Origin of the sequence: Pseudomonas sp. (assembly GCF_030696055.1) — a bacterium.
Lineage (GTDB): Bacteria > Pseudomonadota > Gammaproteobacteria > Pseudomonadales > Pseudomonadaceae > Aquipseudomonas.
Genome location: NZ_JAUYNP010000152.1, coordinates 1 through 22,657, shown reverse-complemented (window position 1 = coordinate 22,657; position 22,657 = coordinate 1). Strand labels below are relative to the sequence as shown.

Annotated in this window: 24 protein-coding genes and 2 pseudogenes; 18 read left to right on the top strand and 8 right to left on the bottom strand. The window is 64.1% G+C overall.

Translation table 11 applies throughout. The features are described from left to right. Positions 1 to 90 precede the first annotated feature (90 nt). Both Q8Q83_RS09060 and Q8Q83_RS09055 read right to left on the bottom strand, forming a co-directional pair. Entirely contained in the window at positions 91 to 885 is a 795-nt protein-coding gene (locus Q8Q83_RS09060) for a hydroxypyruvate isomerase family protein (RefSeq protein WP_305623015.1), read from the bottom strand. 122 nt (positions 886 to 1,007) lie between these two features. Beyond that, a complete protein-coding gene (locus Q8Q83_RS09055; RefSeq protein WP_305623044.1) occupies positions 1,008 to 1,898 on the bottom strand; it encodes an NAD(P)-dependent oxidoreductase in 891 nt (296 codons plus the stop codon). Positions 1,899 to 2,148: 250 nt separating this feature from the next. On the opposite strand from Q8Q83_RS09055, the gene Q8Q83_RS09050 reads away from it, so the two are divergent. Genes Q8Q83_RS09050 through phnE form a run of 4 tightly spaced genes read left to right on the top strand, consistent with a single transcriptional unit; the run spans position 2,149 to position 5,388 of the window. Further along, on the top strand, positions 2,149 to 3,000 hold the full coding sequence (locus Q8Q83_RS09050; RefSeq protein WP_305623013.1) for a putative selenate ABC transporter substrate-binding protein: 852 nt from the start codon (positions 2,149 to 2,151) through the stop codon (positions 2,998 to 3,000). Then, a complete protein-coding gene (locus tag Q8Q83_RS09045; protein ID WP_305623011.1) occupies positions 2,997 to 3,800 on the top strand; it encodes a phosphonate ABC transporter ATP-binding protein in 804 nt (267 codons plus the stop codon). Before Q8Q83_RS09050 ends, Q8Q83_RS09045 begins: the two co-directional genes overlap by 4 nt. Continuing rightward, entirely contained in the window at positions 3,794 to 4,621 is an 828-nt protein-coding gene (locus Q8Q83_RS09040) for an ABC transporter permease (protein WP_305623009.1), read from the top strand. The genes Q8Q83_RS09045 and Q8Q83_RS09040 overlap by 7 nt, the downstream gene beginning before the upstream one ends. Then, positions 4,618 to 5,388: a phosphonate ABC transporter, permease protein PhnE gene (gene phnE / locus Q8Q83_RS09035; protein WP_305623008.1), complete on the top strand. Its 771-nt coding sequence runs from the start codon at positions 4,618 to 4,620 to the stop codon at positions 5,386 to 5,388. Before Q8Q83_RS09040 ends, phnE begins: the two co-directional genes overlap by 4 nt. A 126-nt stretch (positions 5,389 to 5,514) precedes the next feature. Here phnE and Q8Q83_RS09030 read toward each other — a convergent pair whose 3' ends face one another. The 3 genes from Q8Q83_RS09030 to Q8Q83_RS09020 form a co-directional block, all read right to left on the bottom strand. Then, positions 5,515 to 7,584 (bottom strand): AsmA family protein, encoded by a 2,070-nt coding sequence (locus Q8Q83_RS09030; protein WP_305623007.1) that lies wholly within the window; start codon positions 7,582 to 7,584, stop codon positions 5,515 to 5,517. A gap of 654 nt (positions 7,585 to 8,238) precedes the next feature. After that, positions 8,239 to 8,607 (bottom strand): DUF5064 family protein, encoded by a 369-nt coding sequence (locus tag Q8Q83_RS09025; RefSeq protein ID WP_305623006.1) that lies wholly within the window; start codon positions 8,605 to 8,607, stop codon positions 8,239 to 8,241. Positions 8,608 to 8,682: 75 nt separating this feature from the next. Next, positions 8,683 to 8,997, bottom strand: a complete 315-nt coding sequence (locus tag Q8Q83_RS09020) for a DUF2288 domain-containing protein (RefSeq protein WP_305623004.1) — start codon at positions 8,995 to 8,997, stop codon at positions 8,683 to 8,685. 321 nt (positions 8,998 to 9,318) lie between these two features. On the opposite strand from Q8Q83_RS09020, the gene Q8Q83_RS09015 reads away from it, so the two are divergent. The 9 genes and pseudogenes from Q8Q83_RS09015 to Q8Q83_RS08975 form a co-directional block, all read left to right on the top strand. Further along, a complete protein-coding gene (locus tag Q8Q83_RS09015; RefSeq protein ID WP_305623003.1) occupies positions 9,319 to 10,446 on the top strand; it encodes a branched-chain amino acid ABC transporter substrate-binding protein in 1,128 nt (375 codons plus the stop codon). 124 nt (positions 10,447 to 10,570) lie between these two features. Beyond that, positions 10,571 to 11,494 (top strand): high-affinity branched-chain amino acid ABC transporter permease LivH, encoded by a 924-nt coding sequence (livH, locus tag Q8Q83_RS09010; protein ID WP_305623001.1) that lies wholly within the window; start codon positions 10,571 to 10,573, stop codon positions 11,492 to 11,494. Beyond that, positions 11,491 to 12,759 (top strand): high-affinity branched-chain amino acid ABC transporter permease LivM, encoded by a 1,269-nt coding sequence (locus Q8Q83_RS09005; RefSeq protein WP_371132389.1) that lies wholly within the window; start codon positions 11,491 to 11,493, stop codon positions 12,757 to 12,759. Before livH ends, Q8Q83_RS09005 begins: the two co-directional genes overlap by 4 nt. After that, positions 12,756 to 13,523 (top strand): high-affinity branched-chain amino acid ABC transporter ATP-binding protein LivG, encoded by a 768-nt coding sequence (livG, locus tag Q8Q83_RS09000; protein ID WP_305623000.1) that lies wholly within the window; start codon positions 12,756 to 12,758, stop codon positions 13,521 to 13,523. Before Q8Q83_RS09005 ends, livG begins: the two co-directional genes overlap by 4 nt. A 2-nt stretch (positions 13,524 to 13,525) precedes the next feature. Then, positions 13,526 to 14,227, top strand: a complete 702-nt coding sequence (locus Q8Q83_RS08995) for an ABC transporter ATP-binding protein (protein WP_371132388.1) — start codon at positions 13,526 to 13,528, stop codon at positions 14,225 to 14,227. A gap of 413 nt (positions 14,228 to 14,640) precedes the next feature. Continuing rightward, positions 14,641 to 15,351: an rRNA pseudouridine synthase gene (locus tag Q8Q83_RS08990; RefSeq protein ID WP_305622998.1), complete on the top strand. Its 711-nt coding sequence runs from the start codon at positions 14,641 to 14,643 to the stop codon at positions 15,349 to 15,351. A gap of 49 nt (positions 15,352 to 15,400) precedes the next feature. Then, entirely contained in the window at positions 15,401 to 15,862 is a 462-nt protein-coding gene (locus Q8Q83_RS08985; protein WP_305622996.1) for a DUF1456 family protein, read from the top strand. A 422-nt stretch (positions 15,863 to 16,284) separates the two neighbouring features. Beyond that, positions 16,285 to 17,055, top strand: coding sequence for an SDR family oxidoreductase (locus Q8Q83_RS08980; RefSeq protein ID WP_305622994.1), 771 nt, complete (start codon positions 16,285 to 16,287; stop codon positions 17,053 to 17,055). Between the two features lie 66 nt (positions 17,056 to 17,121). Next, positions 17,122 to 17,283: pseudogene (locus Q8Q83_RS08975) on the top strand (SufE family protein); the annotation flags it as partial. Here Q8Q83_RS08975 and Q8Q83_RS08970 read toward each other — a convergent pair. Beyond that, the gene (locus Q8Q83_RS08970) at positions 17,284 to 18,015 is read right to left on the bottom strand and encodes a helix-turn-helix transcriptional regulator (RefSeq protein WP_305622993.1); all 732 of its coding nucleotides are present in this window, start codon (positions 18,013 to 18,015) and stop codon (positions 17,284 to 17,286) included. It abuts the pseudogene before it with no gap. 107 nt (positions 18,016 to 18,122) lie between these two features. On the opposite strand from Q8Q83_RS08970, the gene Q8Q83_RS08965 reads away from it, so the two are divergent. The 4 genes from Q8Q83_RS08965 to tsaA all read left to right on the top strand — a co-directional run bounded on the left by Q8Q83_RS08965 (position 18,123) and on the right by tsaA (position 21,425). Next, the gene (locus Q8Q83_RS08965; protein WP_305622991.1) at positions 18,123 to 18,905 is read left to right on the top strand and encodes a hypothetical protein; all 783 of its coding nucleotides are present in this window, start codon (positions 18,123 to 18,125) and stop codon (positions 18,903 to 18,905) included. Positions 18,906 to 19,220: 315 nt separating this feature from the next. Further along, complete coding sequence (locus tag Q8Q83_RS08960) at positions 19,221 to 19,856, top strand: DUF1326 domain-containing protein (RefSeq protein WP_305622989.1); 636 nt, start codon at positions 19,221 to 19,223, stop codon at positions 19,854 to 19,856. A 128-nt stretch (positions 19,857 to 19,984) separates the two neighbouring features. Continuing rightward, positions 19,985 to 20,662 carry a DUF2182 domain-containing protein gene (locus Q8Q83_RS08955; protein WP_305622987.1) on the top strand — a complete coding sequence of 226 codons (678 nt, stop codon included), beginning with the start codon at positions 19,985 to 19,987 and terminating at the stop codon, positions 20,660 to 20,662. A gap of 67 nt (positions 20,663 to 20,729) precedes the next feature. Next, entirely contained in the window at positions 20,730 to 21,425 is a 696-nt protein-coding gene (gene tsaA / locus Q8Q83_RS08950; protein WP_305622986.1) for a tRNA (N6-threonylcarbamoyladenosine(37)-N6)-methyltransferase TrmO, read from the top strand. 289 nt (positions 21,426 to 21,714) lie between these two features. Here the strand turns inward: tsaA and Q8Q83_RS08945 are convergent, their stop codons facing one another. Then, positions 21,715 to 21,837, bottom strand: a complete 123-nt coding sequence (locus tag Q8Q83_RS08945; RefSeq protein ID WP_305622984.1) for a hypothetical protein — start codon at positions 21,835 to 21,837, stop codon at positions 21,715 to 21,717. Between the two features lie 60 nt (positions 21,838 to 21,897). Between Q8Q83_RS08945 and Q8Q83_RS08940 the strand changes: the two genes are divergently transcribed. Beyond that, positions 21,898 to 22,317 carry a VOC family protein gene (locus tag Q8Q83_RS08940; RefSeq protein ID WP_305622982.1) on the top strand — a complete coding sequence of 140 codons (420 nt, stop codon included), beginning with the start codon at positions 21,898 to 21,900 and terminating at the stop codon, positions 22,315 to 22,317. A 118-nt stretch (positions 22,318 to 22,435) separates the two neighbouring features. Here the strand turns inward: Q8Q83_RS08940 and Q8Q83_RS08935 are convergent. Continuing rightward, positions 22,436 to 22,657 (bottom strand): annotated as a pseudogene (locus Q8Q83_RS08935) (IS1595 family transposase); the annotation flags it as partial.

The window sequence follows — 22,657 nt, the reverse complement described above, 5'->3', positions numbered from 1 at the left end:
AACCCACCACCTCATGCCGCCCATGGTGGGTTACGACGCTTCTTGGCAGGGTGCGAGCAATCCGAATGGCGAATGGGCGTCTAACCCACCCTACGAACTGCCGCCGGCCTGGCGCCACTCGGCCAGCCAACCCAGGCTAGCCAGGCTACCGGCCTCACCCGGGCGGTACTCGGCCGCCAGCCAGCCCGAATAGCCGGTCTGGCGCAACGCCGCCAGGGCCGCGGCGAAATCCAGCTGGCCGCTACCCGGCGCGCCCCGCCCGGGGCAGTCGGCGAACTGCACATGGCCGATACGCCCCGCCAACAGTTCGATGCCCGCCTGCAGATCCAGGCCCTGGCGCGCCATATGGTAGAGGTCGTACTGCGCCGCCAGATTGGGGTGATCCACCGCTTGCAGCAGCTCGTCCAGCTGCTCGGGGGTATTGATCAGAAAACCCGGCATATCCAGCGGATTGATCGCCTCCACCAGCACGCCTATGCCCAGCAGCTGAAAGGCCTCAGCCGCCTTGCGCAGATTGCCGACCAGGCAGGCCAGCGCCTGCTCGCGGCTCAGGCCCTCGGCCAGCCGCCCCGGCAACAGATTGACCTTGGCCGGGCGCAGCATGGCGGCATAGCTCAGCGCCTGCTGCAACGCCGCATCGAACTCAGCCTGGCGCACCGGTACGGCGGCCAGGCCGGCGCCTCCGCTCAGCAGGTCGCCGGCCGGCAGATTGATCAGCAGCAATGGCATGTCAGCGCGCTCCAGCGCCTCCTTAAGGGCAATGGCCGGCACTTCATAGGGAAACTGGATTTCCACCCCATCGAAACCGGCCACCGCCGCAGCGAGCACCCGCTCGATCAACGGCAGTTCGGTAAACAGCATCGAGAGGTTGGCGGCTATTTTCATGGCTATGCCCCTTTGTAGGGTGGGTTAGTGGCGCAGAACAGCGCCCTAAAATCCAACATAAAACTTGCGCGCCACGTAACCCACCAGGCAATTCTGCCCTGCCCACTGGAACGTCGTCATCGTCACGCCTTGGGCTCCCGATAGAGCTGCACCAGAGTCGCCGGGTCGCATTCCAGGTTGCCCTGACTGCCATGCAGGCGCATCAGCTGCGCGGCCAGGCCGCTGACCGGCGTGGCCGAGCCGATTTGCTGGGACAACTTGACCGCGGTGTCCAGGTCCTTGAGCAGGGTGCGCACATGCCACTTGACCGGTTCGAACTGGCTCTCGGCCATCTGCGGCGCCAGAATCTGCAACGGCTTGCTATCGGCAAAACCACCGGCCAAGGCGGGCGCGATCAGGCTGGCATCGACCCCGGCCTTTTCCGCCAGGGCCACCACCTCGGCGATCACCAGGGCGTTGCAGGCCACTATCATCTGGTTGCACACCTTGGTCACCTGGCCGGCGCCGACCTCGCCCATACGGGTCAGGCGCTGGCCTAGGTGCGCGAGAATCGGCCGCGCCCGTTCGATATCCGCGGCGCGCCCACCGGCCATAATCGCCAGGCTGCCGCTGGCCGCGCCGGGAGTACCGCCGGACACCGGCGCATCCATCCAGTGCATGCCGGTGCGCGCTAGCAGTTCGGCGGCCATTTCCCGGGTGGCCGCCGGTTCCAGGCTGGAAAAATCCACCAGCAGCTGCCCAGGCCGAGCGCCTTCGACTATGCCGCCGGGACCGAATACCACCTCACGCACCACCTCGGTGTTGGCCAGGCAGAGCATGACGATATTGGCCTCGGCGCAGAGCCCGGCCGGGCTGTCGACGCGGTGCGCGCCTTGCGCCAGCAGCGGCGCGCATTTGTCCGTCGAACGATTCCACACGCTCAGCGGGTAACCGGCGGCCAGCAGGCGCTGGGTCATGGGCAAGCCCATCAGGCCGATACCGGCAAAGGCCAGGGCAGGAAGGGAAGTGGTCATCGATGCAGACATAATGCGACTCCAGCTCAAAGGAGGTGGATATCTTAACGTAGGGTGGGTTAGCGGCGTGGGACGTCTGCATCGAACCCCGCCACGGACTCGGCGCGCCGCGTAACCCACCGGGGTATAACGCAGATACCCGCTGAGGTAATCGGGGTGTTGGGCTTCGCTGCGCTCAGCCCAACCTACACAGGAGCACTAATCCCTTTATACTCCGCGCGCTTTCCCCGCTATTGAACCGGAGAACCCCATGTTGAACGCTACCCTAGCCGCTGTCTGCGGCATCGCCCTGAGCCTTACCGCCGTACTCGCCCAAGCCGCTGACCGGCTGCGCGTCTCAGCCATCCCCGATGAAGCCCCCACCGAACTGCTGCGCAAGTTCAAGCCGCTGGGCGCCTACCTGGAACAGCAACTGGGCATGCCCGTCGAGTTCGTCCCGGTGTCCGACTACGCCGCCGTGGTCGAAGCCATAGCCGCCGACCGTATCGATCTGGCCTGGCTGGGCGGTTTCACCTTCGTCCAGACTCACCTGAAAACCGGCAACGCCATTCCCCTGGTGCAGCGTGCCGAGGACGAGAAATTCACCAGCAAGATCATCAGCGCCGACCCGGCCGTGCAGTCGCTGCAAGACCTCAAAGGCAAGACCTTCGCCTTCGGCTCGGTGTCTTCCACCTCCGGCAGCCTGATGCCGCGCTATTTTATGCTGCAGGACGGCATCAAACCGGAAGAGTTCTTCAGCCGCATCGCCTACTCCGGCGCGCATGACGCCACCGCCGCCTGGGTCCAGGCCGGCAAGGCCGATGGCGGCGTGCTCAACGCCTCGGTGTGGGACAAGCTGGTCGCCGCCGGCAAGATCGATACCGACAAGGTCAAGGTGATCGCCACCACCCCGCCCTACTTCGATTACAACTGGACGGTGCGCGGCACTCTGGATGCAGGCCTGCGCGACAAGATCCAGGCGGCCTTCCTCGCCCTCGACCCGGCCAACCCCGAGCACAAGGCGATTCTCGACCTGCAAGCCGCCAGCCGTTTTATCACCACCCAGGCGGAAAACTATCAAGGCATAGAGGAAGCAGCCCGCGCGGCCGGCCTGTTGCAGTGAGTGTCAGCTTAAGCGGCGTGGGCCTGACCCACGCCAACGGCCAGGTGGCGCTCAGCGACATAGATCTGCAGCTAGCCCGCGGCGAACGAGTGGCCATTATCGGCCCCTCGGGCGCCGGCAAGACCAGCCTGCTGCGCCTGATGGCCAGCAACCTGCGACCCAGCACGGGGCGGATCAGCCTGCTCGAGCAGCAGCCCTGGCAGCTCAACGCGCGCCAGCGCCAGAAGCTGCGCGCGCGCATCGGCCTGATCCATCAGGCGCCGCCGCTGCCGCCACGCCAGCGCGTGGTGACGGCGGTGCTGGCCGGCAAACTGGGCCAGTGGTCGCTGGCCAAGAGCCTGTTCAACCTGCTGCACCCCCTGGATGTGCCCGGAGCCCAGGCGGCGTTGGCGCGCCTGGATCTGGCCGACAAGCTGTTCGAGCGCTGCGATCAGCTGTCCGGCGGCCAGTTGCAGCGGGTCGGCATCGCCCGGGTGCTGTATCAGGCGCCCGAGCTGATCCTGGCCGACGAGCCGGTCTCGGCCATGGACCCGGTGCTGGCCGGGCACACCCTGAGCGTGCTCAACGAGGAAGTCAGCCGCCGCGGCATGACCCTGTTGGCCAGCCTGCATGCGGTGGAGTTGGCCCTGGCGCATTTCCCGCGGATTATCGGGGTGCGCGAGGGCCGCGTGGTGTTCGACCTGCCGCCCGCCGCCATCAGCCGTGAGCAGCTCGAGGCGCTGTATGCCAACGAGCAGTTGCAGGCGTTGCCCGCCACCCCCCTCACGGCGCAGCACAGCCTGCACATTCCACGATGCTGAAACCTGTATTGCGCGACCCGGCCGCCTGGCCACGGCTGGCGCTGACGCTGCTGGCGCTGCTGTTGCTATGGCCGGGGCTGCGGCTTAGCGAGCTGAACCTGGCGGTGCTGGCCGACAGCGACAACGCCACCAATATGGGGCGCTTTGTCGCCGACTTCTGGCCCCTGGCCCATGACCGCGAGTTCCTCCAACTGCTGGGCCGCGCCACCCTGGAAACCCTGGCCATCGCCACCGCCGGCATGGCCCTGGCGCTGCTGCTGGCGGTTCCCGCGGCCCTGCTCGCCAGCCGCGCCCTGTCGTTGTCGGCCGTACACCACGGCGGGCGGCCGGCCTGGTGGGCCCAGGCTGGACGCTGGCCGGTACGCAGCCTGTTGGTAGTGCTACGCAGCGTGCCGGAAATCGTCTGGGCGCTGCTGTTCGTGCGCGCCGTGGGCCTGGGCCCGACGGCCGGGGTGCTGGCCATCGCCATCACCTACGGCGGCATGCTCGGCAAGGTCTACGCGGAAATCTTCGAGTCGGTCGACCCACGCCCCAGCCGCGCCTTGCTGGTGGCCGGCAGCCCGCGCCTGGCCGCCTTCGCCTATGGCGTGCTGCCCAATGCCGCGGCCGAGATGCTGTCCTACACCGTGTACCGCTGGGAATGCGCGATCCGCGCCTCGGTGGTGATGGGTTTCGTCGGCGCCGGCGGCCTGGGCCAGCAGATCGACCTGTCGCTGCGCCTGTTCGCCAGCGGCGAAGTGGCCAGCATGCTGCTGTGCTTTCTCGCCCTGGTATTGCTCGCCGACCAGCTGAGCCGCCTGCTGCGGGCGCGTCTGCTATGAACAGGCGCCTGGGCAACTACGCGCTACTGCTGGCGCTGCTGGCCGCGGTGCTCGCCTCCTTCGCTTACCTGGGCATAGACCTGGGCGCACTGCTCGGCGGCGACAGCCTGAGCCAGATGGGCCGCTATGCCAGCGGCTTCTTCCAGCCGGATTTCTCGCCCAAGCATTTGCACGCGATCCTTCAGGGCGCGCTGGAAACCCTGGCCATGTCGGCCATCGGCACCCTGCTCGCGGCAGTGCTCGGGCTCGCCCTGGCCTTGCCCGCGGCCGGGCGTCTGGGCTGGCTGGCCCTGACCGGCGCGCGCCTGCTGTTGAACGCCCTGCGCGCCATTCCCGAACTGGTCTGGGCCGCACTGGTGGTATTGGCCGCCGGCCTGGGGCCGAATGCCGGCACCCTGGCCCTGGCCCTGCACACCAGTGGGGTGCTGGGACGCCTATTTGCCGAAGCCCTGGAGAACGCGCCGAAGGAGCCGGCCGAAGCGATTCGCCTGGGCGGTGGCGGACACCTGGCGGCCTTCTGTTACGGCACCTTGCCCTGCGTCTGGCCGCAGCTGATCGCCTATGCGCTGTACCGCTGGGAAAACAATATCCGCATGGCCAGCGTGCTGGGCTTCGTCGGTGCCGGCGGCCTGGGGCAGATGCTCTACGTCAGCCTCAGCCTGTTCCAGGAAGCCCGGGCGGCCACGGTGATTCTGGCCATGCTGCTGTTGGTGTTGGCGGTCGATGCCCTCAGCGGCTGGACGCGCCAGCGCTGGGTCAGCGCGTAGGGCGGGTTAGCCGCAGGCGTAACCCGCCGATCCATCCCCACAACACCACCGCCTCCGTGCGAACGCGGCGCACAACCCATTGACCAGAAGACCGATCGGCGCGGGTCAATGACCCGCCCTACATGCCTAGAGTCTGTTGACCTTTCGTTGCGGGCGCGGCGGCTGGAACTGCTGGAACTGCCGCAGCAACAGGGCGCACTGGTTTTCCCGCGCGCTGCCGGGCGCGACCATCCCCAGCAGGCCCGCCACCGGCGCCACAGTCGCGCCCAGCAGGACCACGCCGGCGCCGCGCGCCAGCAAGGGCCCGACCTTGACCCCGGCCTGCGGCTGCTTGAAGGTGCCGCGCACATACAGCGGCGAGCGTAGCGAGAAGAGGCGCATGCCCTTGGAGTCCGGGCTGAGGGTCAGATCCAGCCGTTCGCTGCGAAAGTTCGCCGTGCCCGCGATATGGATCAGCGCGGTCTCGCTGTCGAGGACGAACAGTCGCGACCTGGCCACACCGTCCTGCAGCTGCAGATTGGCCATGGCGCAGTTGATCCGTACCTCCCGGTCGCCGAACAGCTGGGTCACCAGGTAACTGCCGAGGTTGAGCCCGGCGATCTCCATCAGCCGGCGGCTGATGGTGCCATCGTTGACCAGCAGGAGCATTTCGCCGTTGGCGCTGCCGAGCAGCTCCGCCACCGAGTTGCCGGTGCCCGCGAGGTTGGCCTCGCCATTGATCTCGCCGAGGCTGGTCTGCAGCGGCGTGAAGTCGGGTAACAGTTGCTTGAGCTTGAAATGCCGGGCACTCAGTTGCGCCTGGCCGCGCAAAGGCTCGGCGCGGCCATTCAGGCGCACAGTGGCGTCCAGCGTGCCGCCGGCCACGCCGAGGCTCAGCGGCACCAGGCTGAGCACGCCATCGTCGATCAGCACATGGGCATGCAGGTCGCTGAACGGCAGTTGCTCGCTGCGCACTATGCGCTTGCCGGTGAACTGCACATCGGCGTCCATCGCGCGCCAGCGCTCGGTGTGGAACTTCTCCACCGGCAGCAGCTTGCCCACCGGCTGTTGGCTGCGGGCGCCGCGGGCCTTTTTCGCGGCGTTGGAGTCGGCGCCGATCAGCGGTGCCAGGTCGGCGAACAGCAGCTGCTCGGAGGTCAGCGTGCCGGACAGCTTCGGCCGCGGCTGACTGGCGACGTAGGTCAGGCTGCCGTGGATATCGCTGGCGCCGACCCGGCCGTTGAACTGCTGGTAACGGAACAGCGCACCGCCCGGTGCCCGCAGCTGTGCGCTCAGGTGGCCGTCGGTGGCATAGCTCCCGGTTTCCGGCAGGGCCATGCCGGTCAGCGGATAGAGCTGAGCCATGTTGCTGCCGGACAGACGCAAGCGCAGGTCGAACGCGCCGAGATTACGCGGGTCGCTCAGGGTGCCGACGAGGACTATGTGGGTGGCGCCGACCCGGATGTCCGCCTGCAGCGGTAAGGGTTTGCTGGCGTCCTGCAGGGCCAGCAGTCCGCCGACCTTGCCGCTGCCGCTGAGCGCCTGGCCCTGGTAGCGCCCCTTGACCCGCCAGGCGAAGGCATAGTCCTGCGCCTGGCCCTGCTTCGCGACCATCTGCGCGGCCTTCTGCCCGACTATCTCGGCGAAGGGAATGGGCTTGCCCAGAGGCTCGAGCTGTAATTCCAGGTGCGCCTTCAGGCGCGGGTCGCTCAGGCTGATCCGGCCCTGGTCGAAGACGACCTCGCCCAGCTCCAGGGTCCAGGACGCGGGCTCGCGCCCCTTGCCGGCATCCAGGGTCCAATTGTTGCGTCCGTCGGCCAATCTCTCGAGACTGGCCATGGGCGCGCTCAACTCGATCCGCGGAATCACCAGCCGGCGCAGCAGCAACGGCAGCGGCGCCAAGCGAAACTCCACCCGTCTGAAGCTGACCAGCTGCGACCCCTTGGCCCAGTCGGGGTTGCCCAGGCTCAGATCGCTTGCCTGCACGTGCGGCCAGGGCAGCAGCCCGCGCCAGCCATCCACCTCGGGTTCACGGCGCCAGACCACGGCCAGCTCGCCGTTGATCGCGAAGGGCCGGTCGAGCGCCGCGGAGACCTGGGCATTAAGGGCCGGGCGCAGCAGGTTCCAGTCGAAGGTGGCGATCAGGATCGGCAGCGCGGCACTCAGCAGCAACAGGCTGGCCAGGCTCCCGGCGAGAATTCTACGGCCACGCATCATGCCTGCTCTCCTCGTGGCGGGCAGCGCCGACAACCGCAGCCGGCGACAGCCCAACGTGGCCGCGACGAAACGTCAACAGCCCCTAGGGGAAGCGTGTTCAGACAGGCCTCAAGACTTCCCGCACTTTAGACAGGGAAATCCCATAGGCTGCTGTAGAGTTCGACCCTCGAAAACAACCTCCAAGTTCCTTCTCGGCGTTAATTTTCCACCTACTGGGCAAAGCTGAAGCAGCTGTTTTGCGCGGCCATAGATAGGCGGCGGGGCTACGCCGTGGTGCAAAGGTCGGGGGGCTTGATGGCCAAACATTGCCATCCACTGCAGGCACCGATTAAGCACCTGGGACGGGGCAGCAACTCGGAGGGGAGTGAGACTACCGCTAACAGGCCGTTGAACAACGTAGGCGAGGCAGCCGAGACAAGGCGCTACGTTAGTAACAGCCTTCGGCTGGTCAAAACAGGCGAGGAAGCGCAGTTTACGTGTTGTAAATGAGCATTAGTCGTTTCACTCGCCCTTCGGGTCGCGCTAAAGCGCGTTAGCCCAAAAGGGCTTTCCGAGCCTGTTTTTAACGCCCCTTTCTTTTATCAAAAGAGGCAACGCAGGTAGTTTTTCAACGGCCTGCTAACCCGTGCTGGGTTTCACCTGCATGCCCCCCTCCTACAAGCCATCTTTTTCCAGATGATCGAGATTGACCGGGTCGCCGCTGTGGGTGCCCAACTTGGCGCGAATATCCTCGAACATCAGGTCGTACTCATGGTGGCTGCGCATGATCAGGTTGTTGCCACTCGGCAAGCCGTGCTTTTGCGCCAGGCGACTGGCCACGCTGGCGAAGTTGCAGGCGGTGTCGCGATGCAGCTCAAACGCCTCTTCGAAAGCCTTACCCGCCACCTCGCCCTGCATGCGCATATGCAGCATGGGCCCCTCGGCCGGGTCGTGGCGCACCTCGTAGTAGAGATCGATGCTGAATACCGGTTGGCCGGCGCTGGCAAAAGAGTTGGCGCGATGCAGGTGTCCTGGCTCGAACATGGTCGCTCTCCACTGGCTAAGTGACTCTCAGCATAACCCTTATGCCCGCGGCTGCAGGATCAGTTCGGCCTGCTGTCAGTGCAGGACGGGAGCAGTCGTGCGTTCCTGCACCAGCACCCAGGGTGCCACCACCACCGCCCACAGCTGTGGGTCACGGCTGAGCAGATCCTCGGCACGGCTATCGTCGACCTTGCTCAACTGGCCGCCCGCCAGCCAGGCCGCGACCTTGGCCTGATCATTCTGCGCCACGGCCTGCGCCACCGCGATCAGGTCTTGCGTGCCCTCGACCAGCAGCAAGGCGCCACGGGCGAAGAAAGGTTGCAGCTCTTGCCAGCTAATGGGTGCAGTTTCTCCAAGCAGCTTGGCATAGAGGGTGCTAGGTTCAGTCATGGATAACTCAGACATGGATTGTCCTATGTGGATGGCCCGATTGCAGATCGGTACAAATCGGCCGCCATGATAGCGTCAGCCAGTCAGCAGGCAAATTCGCGACGCTGGCCGCTGCGCGCAAGACACGCCGTTTTTCTATACGTTTATTGCATTAAAGCGACACCCTGAGGTTTTGCCCCCAGCAAGCGGCTTTTCAAGGCGCAAAGCTGCGCTCTACACTGCGTCGGTACAGTTGCCGGGGGGATGACCGGGGAACAACCCGGTTCTGCAGCCTAGGCCACCAGAACTACAACAACTAAAATCAAATAAGAGTGGAGCACTATGAACAAGGCTACTAAGCAGATTTCCAAACTGTTTGCCGCCATGGCTCTGGCTGGAGCCGCCAGCTATTCCATGGCCGCCGACACCATCAAGATTGCCATGGCCGGCCCGGTTACCGGCGCCGTCGCGCAATACGGCGAGATGCAATTCGTGGGCGCCAAGATGGCCATCGAGCAGATCAACAAGGCCGGTGGGGTGAACGGCGCTCAGCTCGAAGGCGTGGTCTACGATGATGCCTGCGACCCGAAACAAGCCGTGGCCGTGGCCAACAAGATAGTCAACGACGAAGTCAAATTCGTGATCGGCCACCTCTGCTCCAGCTCCACTCAGCCGGCGTCCGACATTTACGAAGACGAAGGCATCCTGATGATCAGCCCGGCCTCCACCAGCCCGGACATCACCGCCCGCGGCTACCAGTTGGTGTTCCGCACTATCGGCCTGGACAGCCTGCAAGGCCCGACCGCCGGCAACTTCATCGCCGACCACATCAAGCCGAAGACCGTTGCCGTGCTCCACGACAAGCAGCAATACGGCGAAGGCATCGCCACCGCGGTCAAGCAGACCCTGGAAGGCAAAGGCACCAAGGTTGCCCTGTTCGAAGGCATCAACGCCGGCGACAAGGACTTCTCCACCATCATCGCCAAGATCAAGCAGGCCGGCGTGGACTTCGTCTACTACGGCGGCTATCACCCGGAACTCGGCCTGCTGCTGCGCCAGACCAAGGAAAAAGGCCTGAACGTCAAGTTCATGGGTCCGGAAGGCGTGGGTAACAAGGAGATCTCCGCCATCGCCGGCCCGGCTTCCGAAGGCCTGCTGGTGACCCTGCCGAAGTCCTTCGACCAGGATCCGAAGAACCAGGCGCTGGTCGCAGCCTTCAAGGCGAAGAACGAAGACCCGAGCGGCCCCTTCGTGTTCCCGGCCTACGCCGCCGTGCAAGTGATTGCCGACGGCATCACCAAAGCCGGCAGCACAGATACCGCCAAGGTCGCCGAAGCGCTGCGCGCCAACAGCTTCGAGACCCCGACTGGTAGCCTGGCCTTCGACGAGAAGGGCGATCTGAAGGACTTCAGCTTCGTGGTCTACGAATGGCACCAGGACGGCAGCAAAACCGAAGCCGCGACTAACTAAAAAGCGTGCGTCACGTCTGAACCCAAAGCCCACTGCCCAGGCAGTGGGCTTTGTTTATTAGAAGAATTCCGGTTGCATGCTGCGCCACAAGCGCTGCCTTGCGTGACAACCCAGGAGTTAGGCAATGCCTGATCTTTATCACTACCTGCAACAGCTGGTTAACGGTCTGACCGTTGGCAGCACCTATGCCCTGATTGCCATTGGCTACACCATGGTCTATGGCATCATCGGCATGATCAACTTCGCCCATGGCGAGGTCTACATGCTTGGCTCGTACGTAGCCTTCATCGTGATCGCCGGGCTGTCCATGCTCGGTCTGGACAGCCTACCCCTGATGATCTTCGCGGCCTTCGCCGCCAGCATCATAGTCTGCAGCGCTTACGGTTACAGCATCGAACGGGTCGCCTATCGCCCGTTGCGCGGCAGCAACCGGCTGATCCCGCTGATCTCGGCGATCGGCATGTCGATCTTCCTGCAAAACGAAGTGCTGCTGACCCAGGACTCCAAGGACAAGGCGATCCCCAACCTGATCCCCGGCAATTTCGTCTTCGGCGACAGCGCCATCCACAACGTCACCATCTCCTATATCCAGGTGCTGATCTTCGTCGTCACCTTCCTGGTGATGCTCGGCCTGACCTGGTTTATCTCCCGCTCGCGCCTGGGCCGTGCCTGCCGCGCCTGCGCCGAAGACATCAAGATGGCCAACCTGCTGGGCATCAATACCAACAGCATCATCGCCCTGACCTTCGTCATCGGCGCCACCCTGGCCGCCGTGGCCGCGGTGCTGCTGGGCCTGCAATACGGCGTGATCAACCCGAACCTGGGCTTCCTCGCCGGGATCAAGGCCTTCACCGCCGCGGTACTGGGCGGTATCGGCAGCATCCCCGGCGCCATGCTCGGCGGCCTGGTACTCGGCGTGGCCGAAGCCTTCGGCGCCGACGTGTTTGGTGATCAGTACAAGGACGTGGTGGCCTTCGCCCTGCTGGTCCTGGTGTTGTTGTTCCGTCCGACCGGCATTCTCGGTCGTCCGGAGGTGGAGAAGGTATGACTAGCGCAATCACGAAAAACCTCAGAACCGCGTTCTTCAGCGCCCTGCTGGTGCTGGCCGTGGCCTACCCTATCCTCGGCCTGAAACTCAGCGTGGTCGGTGTCGGCCTGCAGGTACAGGGGGCGGATGCCGCCACCCTGTGGGCCGTCGCCGCTTGCGCCATCGCCATGTTCGCCTGGCAACTGCTGCGCGAACGTATCGGCGCCACCTGGGCCGCCGTACCGAGCCTGCCGAGCGTACCGAGCAAGGCCAGCGACTTCCTGACCCTGCCCTCGACCCAGCGCTGGGTCGTGCTCGGTCTGATCCTGCTTGCCCTGGCCTGGCCGTTCTTCGGCTCGCGCGGAGCGGTGGATATCGCCACCCTGATCCTGATCTACGTGCTGCTCGGCCTCGGCCTGAATATCGTAGTCGGTCTGGCCGGTCTGCTGGACCTGGGTTACGTCGGCTTCTATGCGGTCGGCGCCTACAGCTACGCCCTGCTGTCGCACTACTATGGCCTGGGCTTCTGGGTCTGCCTGCCGATCGCCGGAGCCATGGCCGCCTTCTTCGGCTTTATCCTGGGTTTCCCGGTGCTGCGCCTGCGCGGGGATTATCTGGCCATCGTCACCCTGGGTTTCGGCGAGATCATCCGCATCCTGCTGCGCAACATGACCTGGCTGACCGGCGGCCCCAACGGCATCAGCAATATCGACAAGCCGAGCCTGTTCGGCCTCAGCTTCGAGCGCAAGGCCGCCGAAGGCATGCAGACCTTCCATGAGTATTTCGGCATCGCCTACAACTCGATCAACAAGGTGATCTTCCTCTATCTGGTGGCCCTGTTGTTATCGCTGTTCGCCCTGTTCGTGATCAACCGCCTGCTGCGCATGCCGCTGGGCCGCGCCTGGGAAGCCCTGCGCGAGGACGAAATCGCCTGTCGCGCGCTGGGCCTCAACCCGACCCTGATCAAGCTCTCGGCCTTCACCCTCGGCGCCTGCTTCGCCGGTTTCGCCGGCAGCTTCTTCGCCGCGCGCCAGGGCCTGGTCACCCCCGAGTCCTTCACCTTTATCGAGTCGGCGACCATCCTCGCCATAGTCGTTTTGGGGGGCATGGGCTCGCAGCTGGGGGTGATACTCGCGGCGGTGGTGATGATCCTGCTGCCGGAGATCGGCCGCGATCTGCAGGAATACCGCATGCTGATCTTCGGCGCGGTGTTGGTGCTGATGATGATCTGGCGTCCGCAGGGCCTCTTGCCCATGCAGCGCCCCCACCTGGAGTTGCACCAATGAGCCGCCCGATTCTCGAAGTAAGCGGGCTCTCCATGCGCTTCGGCGGCCTGTTGGCCGTCAACGAGGTGAGCCTGAGCGTCAAGGAAAAACAGGTGGTGTCGATGATCGGCCCTAACGGTGCCGGCAAGACCACGGTATTCAACTGCCTGACCGGCTTCTATCAGCCCACCAGCGGAAATATCCGCCTCAATGGCGAGCAGATCGAGGGCCTGCCCGGCCACAAGATCGCCCGCAAAGGCGTGGTGCGCACCTTCCAGAACGTGCGCCTGTTCAAGGACATGACCGCGGTGGAGAACCTGCTGATAGCCCAGCATCGCCACCTCAACACCAACTTCCTCGCCGGCCTGCTGAAGACCCCGGCCTTCCGCAAGAGCGAACGCGACGCCATGGAATACGCCGCGCATTGGCTGGAGCGGGTCAACCTGACCGAGTTCGCCAACCGCCCGGCCGGCACCCTGGCCTATGGTCAGCAACGCCGCCTGGAAATCGCCCGCTGCATGATGACCCGGCCCAGCATCCTGATGCTCGACGAACCGGCCGCGGGCCTCAACCCGCGCGAGACCGACGACCTCAAGGCGCTGATCCGCATGCTGCGCGACGAACACAACGTCACCGTGCTGCTGATCGAGCACGACATGAAGCTGGTCATGAGCATTTCCGACCATATCTATGTGATCAACCAGGGCACGCCCCTGGCCGACGGCACACCGGAGCAGATCCGCGCCAACCCGGACGTGATCAAAGCCTATCTGGGGGAGGCGTAACCATGCTGCATTTCCATAACGTCTCCACCTTCTACGGCAAGATCCAGGCGCTGCATGGCGTCAGCGTCGAAGTGCGCCAAGGCGAGATCGTCACCCTGATCGGCGCCAACGGCGCCGGCAAGTCGACCCTGCTGATGACCCTGTGTGGCAGCCCGCAAGCCGCCAGCGGCAGCATCCGCTTCGAGGGCGAGGAACTGATCGGCCAGGAATCCTGCGACATCATGCGCAAGAGCATTGCCGTGGTGCCGGAAGGCCGCCGGGTATTCTCCCGCCTGACGGTGGAAGAGAACCTGGTGATGGGCGGCTTCTTCACCGAGAAAGCCGACTTTCAGCAGCAATTGGACAAGGTCCTGCAGCTGTTCCCGCGCCTCAAGGAACGCTTCGCGCAGCGCGCCGGGACCATGTCCGGCGGCGAACAGCAGATGCTCGCCATCGGCCGCGCGCTGATGAGCAAGCCCAAGCTGTTGCTGCTCGACGAACCGTCGCTGGGCCTGGCACCGATCATCATCCAGCAGATCTTCGACATCATCGAGCAGCTGCGCAAGGACGGCGTGACCGTGTTCCTGGTCGAGCAGAACGCCAACCAGGCGCTCAAGCTGGCCGATCGCGGCTATGTGCTGGAGAACGGACGGATCGTCATGCAGGGCAGCGGCCAGGAGCTGCTGAACGATCCCAAGGTGCGCGACGCCTACCTCGGGGGCTAAGCGCTCTCATGCTGGAAAAGACCGCTCTTCGGAGCGGTTTTTTTATCCGCGCGCAGAACCTGTAGGCTGGGTTAGCGGCGCCTACGGGTGTACGGGCGACGCGGGCTCCGAGCGACGCGTAACCCAGCATGGCGCTGATGCCGCTGGCGCTATGCTGGGTTACGCCGCAGCGAATCCGGCTGCTTGATCCGGACTTCCCATGCGGCTAACCCAGCCTACGACCTGGGAAAAGCCGCTCTTCCGAGCGGTTTTTTATGGCCTGCCATCCATGGCGGCCACCCTTCTGGCCATCGCTACGCGACGTTAAAAATGGCTCCTGGCCATTTTTTATCCTCACCGTTCGCCCGATGATCCGCGCACTGGCGCCCCGGCCAGTTACAATGGTCGCCCTTTTTTTGTCGATGACTGCTTTTATGACCGACCCCATCCGCCTGTCCAAACGCCTGATCGAAGAGATCGGCTGCTCGCGCCGCGAGGCCGAGTTGTATATCGAAGGCGGCTGGGTGACGGTCGATGGGGTGGTGGTGGAAGAGCCGCAGTTCAAGGTTAGCGAGCAGCGCGTCGAGCTGCTCCCGGATGCCGTGTTGACCCCGGTGGAGCCGGTGACCCTGCTGCTGCACGTGCCCGCCGGGCACTATCCCGATCGCGCGATCGAGTCCATCAGCCCGGCCAGCCATTGGCCGGACGACGGCTCGGGCATCCGCCCGCTGAAAAGCCATTTCGCCCGGCTCACTAGCTGCATCCCCCTGCAAGCCGGGGCCGATGGCCTGCATGTGCTGACCCAGGACTGGCGCATCGAACGCAAGCTCAAGGAAGACCTGAACAAGCTGGAACAGGAATATGTGGTCGAGGTGCTCGGCACCCTCAGCCCCAGCCAGCTGCAACGCCTCAATCACGGCCTGATCTTCAATGGCGTGGCCCTGCCACCCTGCAAGGTCAGCTGGCAGAACGAAACCCGCCTGCGCTTCGCCTTGAAGAACCCGCAGCCCGGGCAGATCGTGTTTATGTGCAACAGCGTCGACCTCAAGGTGCTGGGCATGAAGCGCATCCGCATCGGCGGCGTGCCCATGTCCAAGGTTCAGCCGGGGCAATGGCGCTACCTCGCGGCGAAAGAACGCTTCTAATTTTTTTCAGCTGATGCCTCTGTGCGTCAGCCCCTCTCAGGACACCCCCATGCTCAATAACGATGTACTGCGCAGCCTGCGCTATATGCTCGACGTCAACGACGCGCAGCTGGTCGAGATCATCCAGCTCAGCGGCAAGCAGGTCGCCTTGGCCGACCTCGGCGCCCTGCTGAAGAAGGAAGATGAAGAAGGTTTCAGCCCCTGCGACGACGAGCTGATGGCCCATGCTCTCGACGGCCTGGTGTACTTCAAGCGCGGCAAGGACGACAGCCGCCCGGCCCAGCCCTTCGAGCTGCCGGTGACCAACAATATGGTGCTGAAGAAACTGCGGGTGGCCTTCGAACTGAAGGAAGACGACATGCACGCGATCATGAACAGCGTCGACTGCCCGGTCTCCAAACCGGAGATGAGCGCGCTGTTTCGCAAGTTCGGCCACAGCAACTACCGCACCTGTGGCGATCAGTTCCTGCGCAACTTCCTCAAGGGTCTGACCCTGCGCGTACGCGGCTAAGAGCCATAAGAACCTGTTAAAAGTCTGCTGCGCGTCGGCCCTGCTGCGTTAAAAACAGGCTCGGAATGCTCATTTACAGCTCGTAAACTCCGCTTCCTCGCCTGTTTTTGCCTTGCATGGCTCTAGCTCGCGAGACATTGAACAGGCTCTAAGCGCTAGGGAAAAACTACGCGAAATGCCGAGTTCTCTGGAGACCATAGTGCGTAGGTTGGGCTGAGGAGCGCAGCGACGAAGCCCAACGTCGATGGTTCGGGCTCAGCGTCGTCGGTTTGTGCCGTGTTGGGCTTCGCGCAGCTCAGCCCAACCTACCGCCTGCTACCCACACAGCGCCGCATGGCGCTGTATTTCCAAGTGCAATAGTGCCTGCCGTACGGCAGGCAGACGATTAGGGTAGTGGCACTCATCCCCCTGAAGGATTCGCCATGCACCCTTATTTCTCCCTGCAAGGCCGCACCGCCCTGGTCACCGGTGGCACCCGCGGTATCGGTAAGATGATCGCCAAAGCCTTTGTCGAAGCCGGCGCCACGGTGTACGTGTGCGCCCGTGACGGCGCAGCCTGCGCGCAAACCGCCGCCGAGCTGTCGGCCTTCGGCACCTGCCACGGCATCGCCGCCAATCTGGGTAGCGAAGAAGGCGTGCAGGCTTTGGCCGAACAACTGAGCGGCACCCTCGGCCAGCTGGATATCCTGGTCAACAACGCCGGCACCACCTGGGGCGCGCCGCTGGAAAGCTACCCAGCCAAGGGCTGGGAAAAGGTCATGCAGCTCAACGTGACCTCGGTATTCAGCTGCATCCAACAGTTGCTGCCGCTGCTGCGCAAGGCCGGCTCCGCGGCCAACCCGGCGCGGGTGATCAATATCGGCTCGGTGGCCGGCATCAGCTCCCACGGCGAGGACGCCTATGCCTACGGCCCGAGCAAGGCGGCGCTGCACCAGCTGTCGCGCATGCTGGCCCGCGAGCTGGTCGGTGCGCATATCAACGTCAACGTGATAGCCCCGGGGCGCTTCCCCAGCAAGATGACCCAGCATATCGCCAAGGATGACGCGGCCATGGCCGAAGACTGCGCGCTGATCCCCATGCAGCGCTGGGGCCGCGAAGAAGAAATGGCCGCCCTGGCGATCAGCCTGGCAAGCACCGCCGGCGCCTATATGACCGGCACCATCATCCCCATCGACGGCGGCTTTAGCCTCTAGAGCTAAGGACTGTTGACGCTTCGCAGCGGCCGCGACGGCGGCGTGTCGGGTGCAGAACCAGGCACACTGCTGCTGATGCGAGTCGAGGGTCTGCCCGGCAACAAACTGGCCACCCTCGATCTGCCCGCCTGGGTCACTCAGCGGGGCCTGGCCCGCCAGCTGTCACCGTCGCGCAGCAACGGCCTGCACGCCGTGCAGCAACGCATGCGCGGGCTGGTGGCGAGCTGATCAGCGGCGCCACGCCTCAAATACGGCGAACTCCCAGCGCCGCATCGCCAGAACCAGCGTATAGCCCTCTCGCTCGGCCTCGGGCAGTTTCTGGTCGGCCAGATGCTGCTGGGCGAATTCCTGCGCCACCCGCTGCAGGCGTTCGACGAACGAAGGCGCCAACGCGCGACTGATCCGTCCGTGCACCAGCAGCAGGCCTTCGTCGCTACCGGCGAATTCGCCATCGTAATAATCCTGCAATGCATGTTTGCGGAAGTAGCGCATCACCGGTCCGTCGGGTTGCCAGCGAAACGTCTTGGCCAGCTTAAGGCGGTATCGGTTCAACGGCTTCAACTCGATGACACCCAACCGGTCGAGACGAATCAGGGCACGGATCAACTCTGCCTCGCTCAGGCGATAGGCCGCCAGAATCTGCTCGGCGGTCCACTGACTCAACACACAGAGCGCCACCAGCATTAGCTGCTCATCGCCCACCACCGCCTGTTCCTGCTCCAGGCTGAGCGTGCTGAGTAATGGCTGAGCATCGGCGACCTGACGGGCCAGGTCGGCAAAGTCCAGGTGCAACACGCGGCAGATAGCGTCCACCCGCGACAGCGGCATGTCCGCCTTCGCCAGCATGCGCTTGACGTTGGACTCGGACATGCCCAACTCGCGGGCTAGATCCGCATAGGTGAGCTGCTGCGCCTTGAGCTCACGCTTGATGATGCGTACCAGCTCGGATGAAGCGCCCATAAGTATCTCCAAAATGAACTTGATAGCTACATATACGCTACCAAGAACACTGAAGAGAGACTTAGCCAAGAAAAAGACCCAGAGTGCCAGCCACGACTATCGACCCGATGGAGAAGGCCATGCATGCGAATACCACCCCACCCCGCTATTGGCACAGACAAAGCCTGGCCTCATTCGCACTTTGCCTGTTCGGGCTCGGCCTGGCGCTCGCGGCAATCCTGGCCCCATCGGTGCAGCAACCCGCGCACTATCATGCCTTCGCCGATCAGCGCGCCCTGCTCGGCATTCCCCATGCCTTGGACGTGTTCAGCAACCTGCCGTTCCTGCTACTCGGTCTGCTCGGGTTGACCCGCCTGGCGCAGGTGCTCGACCCTCGCTGGCGCAGCCTAGCGTTGCTGATGTGTCTCGGGCTGCTTTTCACCTTCGCCGGCTCCAGCGTCTATCACCTGTCGCCCAACGACCACAGCCTGCTCTACGACCGCCTCGGCATGCTGGTGTTGTTCTCCGGAATACTGAGCCTGGCGACAGCCGATCGCCTGGGCCTGGCGGCAGCCAGCGGCGTGCTGCTGACCGTCGCCCTTGGCGGAGCGGCAAGCCTTTGGGCCTGGCGGGCCAGCGACAACCTGCTGCCCTGGATACTATTGCAGGCTGGCGGCATGCTTGTGCTGGCCTCGCTCGCCTTCTGCCGAGCGCGGAGTGGCGGACATGGATTCAGACTCGGCTTATGCGTTGCCTGGTATGCCCTGGCCAAGCTCTGCGAACTCACCGACGACCACCTGTTCCACCTGAGTGGCGAGTTGCTGTCCGGCCACAGCATCAAGCATGTGCTATCCGCGATCGCAGTACTGCCGCTATTGCTCCCACTGGTCGGAAGCAGAAACAAAGGTTAGAAATCGGGCCGCTACTGGTCGACATCACCGGCATACAGCATTCTTACAACCGCCGAGGAGTGAGGTTGGGTTGTTCCAAATAAGCGACGAGTAACGCCGTGCTGCTCCAAGCGGGCCTCGTCCCTTTGGGTCGCACGGCTCGCCGCGAAACGTCAACAGACCCTAGCGCCGCAGCCGGTAAACCTAGTTTGATAAGAAGGTTTACCGGTCAGGCGGCCGCTGGTCTGGCGCCCCGCTCGGCGCCCCCCTGCTCTGCTAGCGTTATTGATTGGGGGCAACCACACCTCAGCCGCACCGGCGGCGAGGAGGCTAGCCATGAGCATGGCGGACTGGCGCATGCAGGGCGTCGAATTTGCTACCTGCAACTGCAACTGGGGCTGCCCGTGTCAATTCAGCGCCCTACCCAGCCACGGCAAGTGCGAGGCCGTGGTGGCGATGCGCATCGAACGCGGCCACCACAACGCTGTCAGCCTGGACGGCCTGTGCTGGGCCGGTACCTTCGCCTGGCCCAAGGCGATCCATGAGGGCAACGGACGCTGTCAGGTGTTTATCGAGGCCAAGGCCACAGCCGAGCAACGGGCGGCCTTGCTGCGCATCCTTGCCGGCGAGGACACCGAACCCGGCGCCACGGTATTTTCGGTATTTGCCAGCACCATCAGCGAGATGCACGAGCCGCAGTTCGTGCCCATAGAGTTCAGTGTGGACGTGGATAAACGCGAGGCCAGCGTACAGATCCCCGGCGTGCTCGAGGCAAGCGGCGAACCTATCCGCAGCCCGGTCAATGGCGAGCCCCAGGAGGTGCGCCTGGTACTGCCTAAGGGCTTCGAGTTTATCGAGGCGCAAATGGCCAGCGGCAGCTTCCAGAGCCAGGGCGCGATCAAGATCGCCTCGCAGCAGAACCACAGCCACTTCGCCCGGGTTCACTTTACCGGGCAAGGGGTGGTCCACTGAGCGCACCGGAACTACCCGCCGGGCCGGCGCGCCAACGCCTGCCGCGCCAGCCGCTGAGCCAGGAGCAATGGCTGTTACTGCTCTGCCTGCTGGCGCTGACAGGGCTGGCGTGGTGGATCTTGCTGCGCATGGCCGTCGCCATGGCGGCACCGGGCGGTATGGCCGATATCGCCATGGCCGGCATGCCGATGCCCTGGAGCACCAGCGATGCCCTGCTGATGCTGGCCATGTGGGCGGTGATGATGGTCGGCATGATGCTGCCCAGCGCCCTGCCGATGATCCTGCTCTACCAGCGCATGCTGCGCCGCTACAGTGGTGGGCTGCAGCGGCATCTGGCCTTGCTGCTGTTCTGTCTGGCCTATCTGCTGGTGTGGGGCGGCTTCAGCCTGCTCGCCACCGGCCTGCAATGGGGCCTGGATCGACTCGCCCTGCTCGACCCGCAGATGCGCAGCGCAAGCCACTGGCTCGGCGCCGCCCTGCTGCTGAGCGCTGGCGTCTACCAGTGGCTGCCGACTAAGGCGGCCTGCCTGGCCTATTGCTACGGGCCGGTGCAGTTTCTTCTGGGTCACTGGCGCCCGGGGATTATCGGCGGCTGGCGCATGGGCCTGGCTCACGGGCTGTATTGCCTGGGCTGCTGCTGGGCGTTGATGGGCCTGCTGTTCGTCGGCGGGGTGATGAACCTGCTGTGGGTGGCGCTGATCGGCGCCTATGTGCTGCTGGAGAAGACCCTGCCCCAGGGCCCCTGGCTCGGCCGTATCAGCGGCCTGCTGCTGATCGCCGCGGGCCTAACCCTGCTGCTGGCCTAACAGGCCGCTTAAGACTGCTGCCCGTTGCGGGTAAGATGGCTGCCTCGTCGCCCTCGATCGCCTCCTTATGCCCTACTCCGTCTCGCCCATAGGTTTTCTCCGCTCCTGCTTCAAGGAGAAGTTCGCCATTCCGCGCCAGCCACAACTGGCGCCGGCGGCCCGGGGCGTGCTGGAGCTGCTCGCGCCCTTCGATACGGGCGAGGCGGTGCAAGGCCTGGAGCAGGTCAGCCATGTCTGGCTGCTGTTCGTGTTTCATCAGGCCCTGGAAGACAAACCGCGCTTGAAGGTTCGCCCGCCGCGCCTGGGTGGCAACCAGTCGGTCGGGGTGTTCAGCACCCGCGCCACCCACAGGCCCAATGGCCTCGGCCAGTCGGTGGTCAAGCTGGACAAGGTCGAAGCCGGCAAGCTGTGGCTGTCCGGCATCGACCTGCTCGACGGCACCCCGGTGCTGGATATCAAACCCTATGTGCCCTATGCCGACAGCGTGGCCGGCGCCTATAACCGCATCGCCGAAAGCGCCCCGGCGCTGATCGAGGTGCGCTGGCAGGACGAGGCCCTCAGCCAGGCCCGCCGCCATGGCCTGCGCCTGGGCGAACCCCTGGTCGAGTTGATCGAACAGTGCCTGGCCCAGGACCCGCGCCCGGCCTATCAAGTGCCAAGGCCCGAGCGGCGTTACGGCGCCGGCTTCTGGGACCTCGACGTGCGCTGGCACTACCCGCAGCCCGGCATTATCTGCGTGCTTGAAGTGATCGCAGCTAGCTAAGAACCTGTTTACGATCTGCTGCGCGTCGGCGATACCGCGTTAAAAACAGCCTCAGCAAGCCGCTTGCGGCTAACGCGCTTTAGCGCGGCCCCGAATGGGCGAGCGAAGCGAGTCATGCTCATTTACAGCTCGTAAACTGCGCTTCTTCGGCGTTTTGACCAGCCGAAGGCTGTTACTAACGTAGCGCCTTGTCTCGCTCTAGCTCGCGAGATCGTAAACAGGCTCTAAGGGGCGCCCGCTTAAGCGCAGCCAAGGCTGTTCCTACAGAGTTTCTCACCCGCGAGGCGGGTTAAACGCCAGCCAGGCAGCCCGGTTTATCGCGCACCGAAGCCGCCGCATTGACCGGCATGGCGCGCATAAAGTCAGCCAAACTGCCGAGCTTGAGTTGGGACTCGAGTAGCAAGCAATACACAGCGGACTCATTTTTGTCTTATATTAAGCACAAATTGTATACAAGATGGAGAACCTGAACATGCTCGAACGCCCCGGTCGCCTCAACGGACTACGCCATCTGGCGTTGCTGGTGCCTAACCTGGAAGCCTGCGAACGCTTTTACGTGGATATTCTCGGTATGCAGGTGCTGCATCGCGCCAACGAAGACCTGGTCTACCTGACCTGCGGCAACGACAACCTCTCGCTGGGCCGTGCCTATGCCGCCAGCAGCGGCGAACAGGCGGTGGATCACTATGGTTTCGTCGTCGACAGCATCGAGGAATTGCATGCCTGGTACCAGTACTTCAAGGCCCAGGGCGTGACCCTGCTGGATCGGCCCTTCGCCCATGGCGACGGCGCGCACAGCTTTCATCTGCTCGACCCCGCGGGCAACAAGGTGCAGCCCATCTACCACCCGGCCATCTCAGGGCAACGTTTTAGCCAGCCGGGTCAGCCCTAAATAACCGCGCCTGCCCGCCCGATTCCCCGGCGGCGGGCGAACCCGGCCGAACGGTAGCGCACCGTAGCGAGCATTAGCTGCCGACTGCTGCCAAGCGCTCATCCCCCAATAAAAAAGGCTATGTCCCAATTATGTGTTGCATGGTTCGCCCCATCGCTTCCTGGATGCAGTAATCCGGATGAATACGCTGTTGGTAACTTTCAAGCATGCGCCGCCAGCCCAGATAATTCGGCAGGTAGCGGGTGGCGACACCATGAAAACGAGTCATCCAGTTTTTCAATCGGCTGTGGTACGCATTAACGTTCTGGATGTGGAAGGCTCCCTGGAGCACCCGCTGGCC